General features: G+C 65.7%; 10 protein-coding genes. 3 read left to right on the forward strand and 7 right to left on the reverse strand.

Annotation, left to right across the window (positions count from 1 at the left end):
* Positions 1 to 57 precede the first annotated feature (57 nt).
* Positions 58 to 1,572, forward strand: coding sequence for a helix-turn-helix domain-containing protein (locus ACQCSV_RS03815; protein ID WP_354154729.1), 1,515 nt, complete (start codon positions 58 to 60; stop codon positions 1,570 to 1,572).
* A gap of 109 nt (positions 1,573 to 1,681) precedes the next feature.
* On the opposite strand, the gene ACQCSV_RS03820 is transcribed toward ACQCSV_RS03815, so the two are convergent.
* From ACQCSV_RS03820 to ACQCSV_RS03830, 3 genes are read right to left on the reverse strand one after another with little or no spacing between them, the layout of a single operon-like run.
* On the reverse strand, positions 1,682 to 2,692 hold the full coding sequence (locus tag ACQCSV_RS03820) for a TAXI family TRAP transporter solute-binding subunit (protein WP_426939520.1): 1,011 nt from the start codon (positions 2,690 to 2,692) through the stop codon (positions 1,682 to 1,684).
* Between the two features lies 1 nt (position 2,693).
* Positions 2,694 to 4,160 carry a sensor histidine kinase gene (locus ACQCSV_RS03825; RefSeq protein ID WP_426939175.1) on the reverse strand — a complete coding sequence of 489 codons (1,467 nt, stop codon included), beginning with the start codon at positions 4,158 to 4,160 and terminating at the stop codon, positions 2,694 to 2,696.
* Positions 4,157 to 4,825: a response regulator transcription factor gene (locus ACQCSV_RS03830; protein WP_354154726.1), complete on the reverse strand. Its 669-nt coding sequence runs from the start codon at positions 4,823 to 4,825 to the stop codon at positions 4,157 to 4,159. Before ACQCSV_RS03830 ends, ACQCSV_RS03825 begins: the two co-directional genes overlap by 4 nt.
* A 253-nt stretch (positions 4,826 to 5,078) precedes the next feature.
* Between ACQCSV_RS03830 and ACQCSV_RS03835 the strand changes: the two genes are divergently transcribed.
* Both ACQCSV_RS03835 and ACQCSV_RS03840 read left to right on the forward strand, forming a co-directional pair.
* Positions 5,079 to 6,473, forward strand: a complete 1,395-nt coding sequence (locus tag ACQCSV_RS03835) for an MFS transporter (protein WP_354154725.1) — start codon at positions 5,079 to 5,081, stop codon at positions 6,471 to 6,473.
* A 180-nt stretch (positions 6,474 to 6,653) separates the two neighbouring features.
* On the forward strand, positions 6,654 to 8,402 hold the full coding sequence (locus ACQCSV_RS03840) for a pyruvate dehydrogenase (RefSeq protein WP_354154724.1): 1,749 nt from the start codon (positions 6,654 to 6,656) through the stop codon (positions 8,400 to 8,402).
* 178 nt (positions 8,403 to 8,580) lie between these two features.
* On the opposite strand, the gene ACQCSV_RS03845 is transcribed toward ACQCSV_RS03840, so the two are convergent.
* The 4 genes from ACQCSV_RS03845 to ACQCSV_RS03860 all read right to left on the reverse strand — a co-directional run bounded on the left by ACQCSV_RS03845 (position 8,581) and on the right by ACQCSV_RS03860 (position 12,618).
* Positions 8,581 to 9,330 carry a dienelactone hydrolase family protein gene (locus tag ACQCSV_RS03845; protein ID WP_426939176.1) on the reverse strand — a complete coding sequence of 250 codons (750 nt, stop codon included), beginning with the start codon at positions 9,328 to 9,330 and terminating at the stop codon, positions 8,581 to 8,583.
* Positions 9,331 to 9,398: 68 nt separating this feature from the next.
* Positions 9,399 to 10,694: a tRNA guanosine(34) transglycosylase Tgt gene (gene tgt, locus ACQCSV_RS03850; protein ID WP_354154790.1), complete on the reverse strand. Its 1,296-nt coding sequence runs from the start codon at positions 10,692 to 10,694 to the stop codon at positions 9,399 to 9,401.
* Between the two features lie 99 nt (positions 10,695 to 10,793).
* On the reverse strand, positions 10,794 to 11,519 hold the full coding sequence (locus ACQCSV_RS03855; RefSeq protein ID WP_354154722.1) for an SRPBCC domain-containing protein: 726 nt from the start codon (positions 11,517 to 11,519) through the stop codon (positions 10,794 to 10,796).
* A 61-nt stretch (positions 11,520 to 11,580) separates the two neighbouring features.
* Positions 11,581 to 12,618 (reverse strand): DUF6707 family protein, encoded by a 1,038-nt coding sequence (locus ACQCSV_RS03860; RefSeq protein WP_426939177.1) that lies wholly within the window; start codon positions 12,616 to 12,618, stop codon positions 11,581 to 11,583.
* Between the last annotated feature and the right edge of the window lie 20 nt (positions 12,619 to 12,638).

Consider the following 12,638-nt stretch of genomic DNA (forward strand, 5'->3'; position numbering starts at 1 on the left):
TGATTACTACTTTTCAGCACTTCACAACACTTCTCTAGGGGAAAACACTGGAAAGAAATGCACTTCTTCGCGTATCCTCAAGAAATGACGCCTGGAAGCTGGAACCGCGAAGTCGCCCTACCGCCGTCGTCCGCCGCCTCCCCGGAACTGGACGTCATCAGCCTGGGCCGCCGCGTGCGGCATCTGCGCAAGCAAGCCGGGTACACGCTCGATGACCTGGGCGCCGCCGTCGGGACCGCCCCCAGCCAGTTGAGCCTGATCGAAAACGGCAAGCGGGAGCCCAAGCTTTCCCTGCTGCAGGGACTGGCCGCGGCGCTCGGCGTGAGCATCGACCAGCTACTTGGCGCCGAACCGCCAAGCCGCCGCGCGGCCCTGGAAATTGAGCTGGAACGCTACCAGCGCGGGCCCCTGTACGAGTCCCTCAACCTGCCCAAAATCCGCATCAGCTCACGGCTCCCGGTCGATGTGCTGGAGGCGCAGGTGGGGCTGCTGCACGAGCTCGAACGCAAGCTCAACGAGCAGGTGGCGACGCCGGAGGAAGCCCGACGCGCGAATGGTGAGCTGCGTGCCATGATGCGCGAGCGCGGCAACTATTTCCCGGAGTATGAGGCCGAGGCGCAAAAGGTGCTCGGGCTGGTGGGTTACACGGCCGGGCCGCTGAGCCAGCACGTCATCGCCGACATCGCCGAGAAGCTCGGATTCACCCTCCATCACGTGAGCGACCTGCCGCATTCCACCCGTTCCGTGACGGATTTGAAGAACCACAGAATTTACCTGACGCAGAGCCAGCGGCAGGACCACGACCCCCGCTCCGTGCTGCTGCAGGCGTTGGGGCACTATGTCCTGGGGCACGAGACGCCGAAAAACTACGGCGACTTCCTCGCCCAGCGGGTGGCCACCAACTACTTCGCGGCCGCGCTCCTGCTGCCGGAGCAGGCCACCGTGGACTTTCTGCAGAAGGCCAAGGCTGCCAAGGAAATCGCCGTGGAGGACATCCGGGATGCCTTTGCCGTGTCCTACGAGACCGCCGCGCACCGCTTCACCAACCTGGCCACGAAGCACCTGGGCATCACCACCCACTTCCAGAAGACCCACAAGAGCGGCATCATCTACAAGGCCTATGAGAACGACGGCGTGACCTTCCCGATGGACCACACCGGCGCCATCGAGGGCCAGCCGTCGTGCAAGGCCTGGACCTCGCGGGCGGTGTTCGATGTGCCGGACAAGTTCAGTGCGTACAGCCAGTACACCGACACTCCGTCCGGCACGTACTGGTGCACGGCCCGGACCGAGCGCTCGGCCAACGGCGAGTTTTCGCTGTCGATCGGGGTGCCGTACCAGCATGTGAAGTGGTTCCGCGGCCGGGAAACCACGGCCCGCGAAAAGTCCACGTGCCCGGACCCGAACTGCTGCAAGCGGCCCCCGGCAGCCTTGGCGTCCGAATGGGCCGGAAACGCATGGCCGGCGGCCCGGGCGAACACACACCTGCTGGCCGCCATGCCGCCCGGAGCGTTCCCCGGCGTGGACGAGACCGAGGTGTACAGCTTCCTGCAGGCGCACTCGGGGAACTGAGCCAACCCTCTATCAGCCCCTGCAGTCTTTCCCAGGACCCTCTCTGACTTTCTTGGGGAGAATGAGAGAGGGTCGGGGAATTTGCTGCAGCAAGTGATAGAGCGTTTCCTTACCCGTGGAGCTCCCGGTACGCGGCAGCGGCGCCGGGGTGAAGGGGTAAACCGGCGGTGTTGATCAGGGATTCCGGGCTGAGGAACTGAACGCCCAGGCTGGAGCGCGGGATGAGTTCCTCGGCGTGGCCCACCAGCAGTTCGACGGTCCGCTTGACGGTTTGGTCGTCAAGATCGCTCCGGCACAGCAGCAGGTTCGCGACGCCAACGGTCCACACGGCCGGAACGCCGGCGTAGGCGCCCGCCGGGATCAGCACCCGGTCGTAGAAAACGCCGTATTTGGCCCGCAGCGCCGGCAGCAGCGGGGACAGATCGAGGAAACCCAGCCCGACGTCGTCGTTCGCGGCAGCAATGGCCGCGGTGGGCACTCCCCCTGACCAGAACAACGCGTCCACTGTTCCGTCCCGCAGGGCCGCAAGGCCCCCGTTGAGGCCGAGGCTCAGCACGGTGACGCCGCCCGCCGTCCCGGCCGTGGAGCTGAGCCTGGCAGCCTCGATCAGCCGCGGGGTGGTCAGCGACGTCCCCGAGCCGGGCTCACCGACAGCCACAGTCCGGCCGGCAAGCCCGCCGATGTCCCGGATCCCGCTGTTCCGCCGGATGACGCAGTGGACGTAGTTCTCGTACACCTTCCCAACGGCGGAAAGTCCGACGGCGGGCGTCTCACCCGCGGGGGTGCGCTGGGCCGCCGAGTCCGCAAGGGCGACGGCGAACGTGGCTTTGCCGGTCAGCAGATACTCGAGGTTGTCCAGGCTGCCACCGGTAGTCAGTGCCGACGCCTGGCCGGCCACCCCGTGACGCTGGAGGGACGCCGCCAGCAGCTCGGCGAACTCCAGATAGAAGCCGCCAGGCTCGCCGCCAGCCACGGTGACGGTGCCCGGGCGGCCCGTGGGCGTGCACGCACCCAGGGTTGGCAGGAGCAGCCCGGACAAACCGGCAGCGAGGCCGGCCTTGAGGACGGTCCGCCGCGGGGGAAGTCGGGGAAGGGTGGGCAGGTCCAGCGCTCCGGTCAGGTCAGGCACGCGGCGCCACCTGCTCCGGTCCGGCAAAGGGTCCCGGCAAAGGTCCCGGCACGTCCCCTGCACGCGGAAACTCGAGGCGCGCAATCAGGCCGTGCGGCGTTGCCTCGGCAAGCACCAGCCGGCCGCCGTTGGCTGCTGCCAGCTTGTCCACGATAGTCATGCCCAGCCCGGTGCCGCGAGTGGTCCGGTGCACCGGGGACCGCCAGAAGCGGCTCGTGGCCGCTGTCCGTTCGTCGGACGAAAGCCCGGGGCCGTCGTCGGACACTTCGATGGACACCATGCCTTGGCGGGCGCGGGCAGCGACCGAGATGTGGGCGCCGGGAGCATACTTGATGGCATTGTTCAGAAGTTCGCCGACCATCTGGGCCAGTTCTGCCGAATTGCAGGCGATGTGCACGGCGGGGGCAGGCGGATATTGGAGCAGGATCGATGCCCCGCTGCGCTGGGCGGCAGGGCCGGCCCGTTCGGCTTCTTCCTGCAGAACCGGATAAGGATCGAGGGGCGCCTGCGCCGCGCGGGACGTGGTTCCCAGCGGGCCCCTGGCGGAGTCTTCAGAGGCCCTGTGCTCGGCGGCCGCCAGCTTCAGTACCCCGTCCAGGATCTCCTCCACGCGTTCGAGTTCGGCCAGCACCCCTGCGGCGGCGTCGTGTTCGCGGGCGGTCTTAAGTTCCAGTTGCAGCAGATCGATCCTGAGCCGCAGGGCACCGACCGGGTTTCGCAGTTCGTGCGACGTGTCCGCTATCAGTTGCCGTTGGGAGTCGAGGCTGTGGCTGACGGTCTGCGCCATGGTGGTGAATGAACGGCTCAGTTCCCGTAGCTCCGGCGGCCCGTCCTCGGGGAGCCCGCCGGTCCGTCCTGTCGCCTCAAGTTCGGTGACAGCCGCGTTCAGCCGGTTTACCGGGCGCAGCACCCACCGGGTTACGCTGGCAGCGCCCAGGAGGAGCGCCGCGGCCAGGGCTGCCGCCGCAAATGCCACGATGAGCCAGCGTTCCCGCAGTTTCTGCCGGGCCCCGTCCAGGTTGACCTCGAGAACGGCTTCGCCCAGGACCTGGCTCGCGCTGCCAAAGGAGCGGGAGATCACCTCGGAGGACGGCCCGAACGGCTGCAGCGGGGTGAGCGTGGTGTCGTTGAGGTTCAGGTTGGCCCTGGCCACCGCGTCCCGGACGTCCGGCCGGTATTCGCTCAGGCCGCCGGAGCGCAGGGTGCCCTGCTGGAGGCGGATCAGGACTCCCTCACCGTAGAGTTCGGAATATCTGTCCATCTCCGCCTGCAATTGTGCGGTTTCGCCGGCGGACGCTGCGTCGAATGCCACTTGTGCGAGGCGGTTGAGCGACGCGGCACGGTTGATCTGGAGTTCCTGGGTCAGTTCGCGGCCGGCCGAGGTCAGGATGGCGTTGGAGGCGATGATGACGATAAGTACCGCCAGAACACTCAGGATGCCCAGGACACGCAGTTTCACGCCGGGTCCGCCTCGACCCGGTAACCAACGCCGCGGACGTTGATGATGAACCCCGGCAGCTGAAGCTTCGCCCGCAGACCCGTCAAGTGCACGTCAAGGGACCGGGAGGAGGCTACGAACGCGTCGCCCCACAGCGCATCCAGGATCTGTTCTCGGGTGACCACCGAGCCGGCGTGGCTGGCCAACAGCGCCAGCAGGTCGAACTCGGTGGCGGTCAACGGGAGGACCTCGGAACGGAGGGCAGCCACGCGCCGCTCGAGGTCGATCTCAAGATCACCCAGCACCACGCTCTGCGGCCGCGAGGCCCCATGGCGGCCGGCACGCCGGGTGACGGCCTCGATGCGCGCTAGAAGTTCCACAAGCTTCACAGGCTTGACGAGGTAGTCGTCTGCTCCGGACCGCAGGCCGAGCACCACGCTGCGTTCGTCGTCGCGAGCGGTGAGAATCAGGATCGGCACCGGCGTGACCTGGCGCAGCTTCCGCAGCACTTCCAAGCCATCCATATCGGGAAGGCCCAGGTCCAGCAGGATCACTTCGAACTTCCGGTGGACCAGCAGGGCGTCGGCTCCGCGGGCAACGCGGGTGGGGTGGTGCCCCGCCGTCGCAACGGCTGCGGTGAGGGCGGACGCCATGGCGTCGTCGTCCTCGACGATGAGCAACTCCATGTCCTGTTCCCTTGTTCGTTGAGCGGGCACCTGCAACCTGCCCGCTTTGGAGGTTACCCCTTCCCCCGGTGAAACCTAAGGAAGTGTTAGGAAATGCCCTCCCACGTTGGATGTGCCTTGGCTCACGCATAACTTGGATCAGGTCCTCGGTGTTCAAAGGGGACCGCCAATTTCGAGGAGGAACCATGGGCAACGAAGCCGTGGAAAGCATGAAAGTAAGCCAGAAGGCGCAGCAGCCCAGGAAGGTTCAGAGATGAGCACCCAGCAAACCGAAGTCCAAAGCGAGTCAGCCCAGACCCGCCGGGCCGTGAGCAACATCCTCAAGGGTTCATCCGGCAACCTCGTGGAGTGGTACGACCTCTACGTCTACACAGTCTTCGCCGCCTACTTCCAGTCGCACTTCTTTAACTCTACGGACCAGCTCCAGGCTGGCCTCGAGGCGATGGCCGTCTTCTCAACGTCGTTCCTGATGCGACCGGTTGGCGCCTGGTTCTTCGGTCGCTACGCCGATCGCAAGGGCCGCAAGGCCGCGCTGACGCTGAGCGTGACGATCATGTCCGCCGGCTCGTTCGCCATCGCGCTCCTGCCCACCACACAGCAGGTGGGCGTCTGGGCCTTGGTGCTGCTGATTTTCATTCGCCTGGTTCAGGGGTTCTCCGTGGGCGGCGAATATGGCACCAGCGCAACCTACATGTCCGAGGCCGCCACGTCCAAGCGCCGAGGGTTCTTCTCGAGCTTCCAGTACGTCACACTGATCGGCGGCCAGATGATGGCTCTTCTGGTTCTGGTCGTTTTGCAGAACGTTATGCCAAAAGGCGACCTGACCGAATGGGGCTGGCGCATCCCGTTCGCCATTGGCGGTGTGGCTGCCCTGGTGGTCCTGTGGCTGCGGCGCTCGATGGAGGAAACCGTCTCGGCGGAGCAGGTCGAGGCCGCCAAGGTTCCGGCCGTGGCGGGCGTTGCGCAACCGGGCACCATGAAGCTCCTGTTCACCCAGTACTGGAAGCCGCTGCTGATCTGCATCGGCGTCACCCTTGGCGGCACCGTGGCGTTCTATACGTACACCAACTTCATCCTGAAGTTCATGAACGATACGTCCGGCATCGCCAAGACCGACACCTCGGTCATCAACTTCTGGGCGTTGTTCATCTTCATGATCCTCCAGCCCGTGTACGGCATCATCTCGGACAAGGTGGGCCGCAAGCCGCTGCTCCTGTGGTTCGGCATCACCGGCGTCCTCTTCACCTGGCCGCTGCTCTCCACCCTGTCCAACACCAAGGACCCGTTCACGGCGTTCCTGCTCATGATGGGTGGCCTGCTTATTGTTGGCGGCTACACCTCCATCAACGCCCTCGTGAAGGCCGAGCTGTTCCCCGCCTCCATCCGCGCCCTCGGTGTCGGTTTGGGCTACGCGATCGCCAACTCGCTCTTCGGCGGCACGGTCCCGCTGCTTGGTGCCGCGTTCCAGAAGGCCGGGCGGGTGGATCTGTTCTTCACTTATGTCACGGTTGCCATTGCCATCTCGCTGGTGGTCTACATCTTCGCCCTGAAAAACAAGAAGGCCACTCACCTGGACCGCGAACAGGGCGATGCCTGGAACCGGCCTGCAAAGGACGACGACAAAAACCAGGACCTCATCGACGCCTGACGCTGTCGGCAGCTTCAGTGAGCGGACGACGGCGGGTGGCCGCCCGCCGTCGTCCGCTCTCCGCCGTCACCACTTCCGCACCGGGTTTATCAGGATGCGCGTTCAGGCGGCGGGACTATATTGGCCCTGTCAGCCCATCAACCAGTCAGCTCATCAACCTGATCGCGGGAGTGTGCACTCATGACCAAGGAACTCGCCACCCAGCTCATCGAACAGCTCCAGGCTGCAGGGGTGCAGCGGATTTACGGGATTGTGGGCGACAGCCTCAACCCGATCGTCGATGCGGTCCGACAAACCGGAGGTGCCAAGGAGGGCGGGATCGACTGGATCCACGTCCGGCATGAAGAGGCCGCCGCATTCGCCGCCGCAGCGGAAGCCCAGCTGACCGGCAGGCTGGCCGTATGTGCGGGATCCTGCGGCCCGGGCAATCTCCACCTGATCAACGGCCTTTACGATGCGAACCGCTCGGGGGCGCCCGTGCTGGCCATCGCGTCCCACATCCCTAGCAAGCAGATCGGCAGCAGCTTCTTCCAGGAAACCCACCCGGACCGGCTCTTCAACGAGTGTTCGGTCTACTCGGAACTTGTCAGCACGGCCGAGCAGGCACCGCGAGTGATGCACAGCGCCATCCAGCACGCCCTCGGGCTCGGGGGAGTCGCCGTCGTCACGCTTCCTGGTGACATCGCGGGGCTGCAAGCGACAGCCGACGCACCGCTGCCTGCCACGTTCCGGCGCGCCACACTCACCCCGGATCCGGACAGCGTCCAGGAGTTGGCCAAGGCGATCAACGACGCCGGGAAGGTGGCCATCTTCGCAGGCGCCGGCGTGGAGGGCGCCCACGACGAATTGATCTCCCTCGCGGAACTGATCAACGCCCCGATCGGGCACACACTCCGCGGAAAGGATTTTGTTCAGTACAACAACCCCTACGACATCGGCATGACCGGCCTGCTGGGCTACGGCGCCGCTGCCGAGGGGATCGAGGACGCTGACTTGCTGATCCTGTTGGGCACCGACTTTCCCTATGATCAGTTCCTGCCGGAAACCCGTACCGCCCAAGTGGACCGTGCAGCGCACAGGCTGGGACGGCGGACCGACGTCGACATCGCAGTCCACGGCGACGTGCGGCCCACCCTCGCCGCACTGATGCCGCTGCTCAAGCCGAAAACGAGCCGCCGCTTCCTCGACAGGATGCTCAAGAAGCATGACCGGCTGATGAACAAGGCCGTGGGGGCCTACACCCGCAAAGTGGAGAAGAAACAGCCGATCCACCCGGAGTACGCGGCCTCCCTGCTGGACCAGGTGGCCGCGAAGGATGCCATCTTCACGGCGGACACCGGCATGTGCAATGTCTGGACGGCCCGGTACATCAACCCCCTCGGCACCAGGCGGCTGATCGGATCGTATCTGCATGGTTCCATGGCCAATGCCCTGCCCCACGCCATCGGCGCCCAGTTGGCATTCCCGCGCCGGCAGGTGGTGTCAGTATCGGGCGACGGTGGCCTGTCGATGCTGCTGGGCGAACTCATCACCGTGGCTGCCCACAAACTGCCGGTCAACGTTGTGGTCTTCAACAATTCCACTCTGGGCATGGTCAAGCTGGAAATGCTGGTGGATGGGCTTCCCGACTTTGGTGTGGACGTGCCCGACGCCGACTACGCCGCCGTCGCCCGGGCCTTGGGTTTCCATGCCACACGGGTTACGGACCCGGCGCGGATCGAGGGGGCTTATCGAGCAGCCTTCGCCCATCCCGGTCCGTCGCTGGTGGAGCTGATCACGGATCCGCAGGCACTCTCGATTCCGCCGAAGATTTCCGGATCCCAGGTGCTTGGTTTCGCGACTGCCATGTCCAAGGTGGTGCTGAACCGCGGTGCCGGCGAGGCGGTCAGTATGGCCCGGAGCAACCTGCGGAACATTCCACGGCGGTAACAGTTCGCGCCGTAACCCGGACGCTCTCTCACATCCTGCGACTAAAACCCGGACCCTCTCTCACTCTCTTAGGGAAAGTGAGAGAGGATTCCGGGTTTCCTGCTTTTATCTGCGAGAGCGTCCGGGGTAGGTGGGTAGGCGGAGCGGCCGCCAGCGCGGCCTGGGGACCACGCCCGGGTCAGCCCTTGAGCGTCCCGTCAAGGAGGGCGCGGAGCTCGGCGTAGTGGCGCTCCGTGGCCTCCGGATGGAACATCGAGGTGTCCGCCATCGAATAGCCGTGCGGCGCCCCGGCATAGATCTCGTTGGAAGTCTTAAGCCCGGCATCGTCGAGTGCCTCACCCAGCCGTGCCACGGCGTCCCGGTCCATGCTCTGGTCATGGTCGGCGTGGCCGAAGACAAATTGCGCCCGGGCCCTGGCGAGCCCCAGGTGGGGGCTGTCCGGGGCGTCGGTTGCCAGCCCGCCGCCGTGGAAGCCGCCGCATGCGGCTACAGCCTCCGGATGGGCAATGGCCGTGCGCACCGCGAGCCGGGCGCCCATGCAGTAGCCGAACGTGCCGAGTGGACCCGGCGCCACGCCGTCGAGCGTTCCCAGTGCCGCAACCCACGCGTCAATATCCGGCAGCGCCTTATCCGTGGTGAGGTGCCCCACCCGCGGGAACGCAGCCTTGCCGGCAGCCGCCCGGCCCTCCGGCGTGGTCATGTCCATTTCGGGGGCGAGTTCCGCGGCCGAGCCTTCGCGGTAGAAGACGTTCGGTGCCAGGACCACGTAGCCCCAGTCAGCGATGCGCTGCGCCATCTCCCCGATGCGAGGACGCAGGCCAAAGGCGTCCATGTACAGGATGACGCCCGGGAACAGGCCTTCACCGGTGGATGGGCGGGCCACCAGGGCCTCGGCAGTGCCTTCTGCGGCTGGGATCTCGATGAGCATCTGGTCAGGATATCGTCAGGACGACGGCGGGACGCACCCCGTGCGGAAAGCGCCCCGCGGGCCAGCGCTTAGGAGTAGTACTTCGCCAGGGTCTCGGCCTTGAACTCGAAGAAGGTCCCGGCCTCGATGGCCAGCCGCGCATCGTCCACCATTTTCACCACAAAGCGTTCGTTGTGGATGGAGATCAGCGTGGCCGAGAGCATCTCCTTGGCCTTGAACAGGTGGTGGATGTACGCTCGCGAGTAGTTGGCGCAGGCGTAGCAGTCACACCCCTCCTGAAGCGGCCCGAAGTCGCGCTTGTACTTGGCGCCGGAGAGGTTGAAGCGGCCGGCAGGCGTGTAGAACGCGGAGTTGCGGGCCACCCGGGTGGGGGAGACACAGTCGAAGGTGTCCGCGCCGTTTTCGATGGCGGTGAAGATGTCGTCCGGCTCGGAGATGCCCAGCAGGTGCCGCGGCTTGTCCTCCGGCAGCTCCTCGTTGCACCAGCGCACAATCGTGCCCAGGTTTTCCTTCTCCAGCGCACCGCCGATGCCGTAGCCGTCGAAGTCCATGGCGCCAAGGTCCCGGCAGGCCTTCCGGCGCAGGTCCTCATACTGCGCACCCTGAATCACGCCGAAAAGGGCCTGGTACGGCTTGCCCACCCGCTCGGTGCTCAGCCGGAAATGCTCCCCCAGGCAGCGCAGAGCCCAGAGCCGGGTGCGCTCCAGCGATTCCTCCTGGTAGCCGCGGGAGTTCTGCAACGTGGTCAGTTCATCGAACGCGAACATGATGTCCGCGCCGATCTGGTGCTGGACCTGCATCGAAATTTCGGGGGAGAACCGGTGGCGGTCGCCGTTGAGATGAGATTTGAACCAGACGCCGTCGTCGTCGATGTGGGCAAGGCGTTCCTTGCCCGGAGCGACGGCGTCGTCCGGTCCGGAGGTGTCCACCGATTTCATGTCTATGACCTTCTTGAACCCGGACCCGAGGCTCATCACCTGGAACCCGCCGGAGTCGGTGAACGTCGGGCCGGACCAGTTCATGAACGTTCCCAGCCCGCCTGCCTCGTCCAGGATGTCCGCGCCCGGCTGCAGGTACAGGTGGTAAGCGTTGGCCAGAAGTGCCTGTGCCCCCAGGTCCGCCATGGATTCCGGCAGTACGGACTTCACCGTGGCTTTGGTCCCGACGGCGATGAACGCCGGCGTGCGTATCTCGCCGTGGGGCGTGGTGATGGTCCCCGTGCGGCCCAGGAATTCGCCGCCGTTGGCAGATACCTGGGCGGCCGATGCCGCACCGCTGTCAGCAAGGCGGGTGCCAACGGTGAAGGAGAACTGCGACTGGTCAGCTGCAGCGGCGGAGCTGGCCGCCGCTGCGACGGGATCCACTGAGACGGCCGAAACGGAGACGGCCGCAGCTGAGACGGATGTAGCGAAGGCGGGGTTGGCTGGCACGGTTCCAGTGTGCCAGCAAACCCCGCCGATCCCTCAGCGGGCCGCTTCCGATGTGGGGTAGTTCTCAGCCCGCCAGCTGTCCCAGAGCGAATGTATGGACTCGAGGTTGTGGGCCCCCAGATCGTACGTCGAGGCGATCACCATGGCGCCGCCGTGGGGCCGCAGCCCTTCAATAACGGGCTGGTCCGCCACGATCAGCAGGCCGTCCCCGTGTTCCGCGTAGCTGTGGACGGTGAGCCCCACCTGGTGGTTGCTGCGGAACCAGACCTTGCCGGAGATTTGCTCCCCGGTGGCCAGCGTCAGCTCGTAGGCCTCACCCGGCGCGGGCACATCTGATAATCCCAGCTTTTCGATTTCGGAACCCGGCTCACCGGGAAATTCGAAGAACAACGTGTGCCGTTTGCCGTGCGGGTGGTGTTCCAGCGCGAAGCGGAGTTGCTGGAGGAATGTCAGCCAGCCCTGGGTGATGTCCTCGTCCCAGGCGGCCCATTCCGAGTTATGGTCCAGGGCTGACCGGGTGACGCTGACGAGAGTCCCGGCGGACACGGGTTTCAGGTCGAAGACGTCGCCGCCGTTGGTGGTCAGGCTGGTGTGGTCCGGGGCTTCAGCGACCTTGTTGCTGAAGTAGATTCCGTCAATCTCATCAGCCAGTTCATCGGCCTCCCAGCCGTGCCACTGGGCAACCTTGGCCGGTTCACGCAGCATGGTCCAGACCTGCGGCGCGTCAGCATTTATCACCACGCTCAGATTGTTCGTCATAGCCCGAATCTACAACGCGGGCGCAGCCCCGGGTAGGGGGTAATTCCCCCGCCCGGACAGCTCAGGCCCGGACGGCCTCGAGTTCGTTGCTGATCCGGCGCTGGAGTTCGCCCGCACCGATCGTCTCAGACCCGCCGTGTGCCCGCAGGAACAGCAGGGATTCGAGGCGCAGCAGCCGCCACTCCCGCTCGGCCTCATGGTTGGAGTTGTCGATCGAGCGGAAGATCTCTTTGTCGTACAGGTTGGGTTCGTTCAGCGAACGCTGGCGCACTTTGGCGTTCATCCGTGCCTTGAACGGGTCCGTTTCCTGGTTTTCGGGCATGCGGAGCAGCTTTTCATAGACTTCGGCCCGCTCCTCCTGCCGGTCCTGGCGGCAGATGAAGCTGGACAACGCCAGCGACGCCTCCACGGACGCCCACCGGCCCGGGTTGCCGTCGAACGGCAGGACGTTGAGCAGGTCCGCCACCGTGAGCGCCCCGTCCGGATCCTTGAGCGTGATGAACAGTTCGTGGGCAAGGTCGCTGAGGTCCTTGAGGCAGCTGCCGGACTTGAAGTTGATGCCCTTGGCCAGCTTGTCCGCCAGCAGCAGCACACCAACGGCGTCCGGGTGGGCTTCCGCGGCAGCCTCCACTACCGCTTCAGGGGTGCCCTGCGGCGCCGGAATCAGCGCCAGTTCTTCCGCGGAGGGGCCGCTCGCCGCAGGCGGGATGGCCGGCAGGGGAGGTACGACGACGGCGGGAGCCGCCGGGGCTGCCTTCCCTTCGTCGGGGTGTTGTGGCTGCTCGGCAGGGGGCTGCGCCGCGACCGGAAGCTGCGTGACGGCGTCGGGCGTTGCGTCCTGAAGAGTGGTGTCCGGAACCGAGGTGACCAGGACAGTTGTGTCCAGGATCTTCACGGTGGAGCCGGCCGCGATGCGGAGGGTTCCGCCGCCGGTGAGGTTCGCCAGGACTACCGCAGGGGTCCCGAAATCATCCGGTTCAAACTCCACGTGCTGGATTTCGGCGGTGCGTTCGCCGTCGGGGAGCAGGAGCTGATCGCCGGTGGTCAGAGATCCAGCCTGCTGTTCGCTGTAGTGCCGGGAGGCTGGGTTTTCGGTCATGGGAGTCCTTAAGTTCTCTT

Source organism: Pseudarthrobacter sp. S3, from assembly GCF_050156905.1.
Classification (GTDB): domain Bacteria; phylum Actinomycetota; class Actinomycetes; order Actinomycetales; family Micrococcaceae; genus Arthrobacter.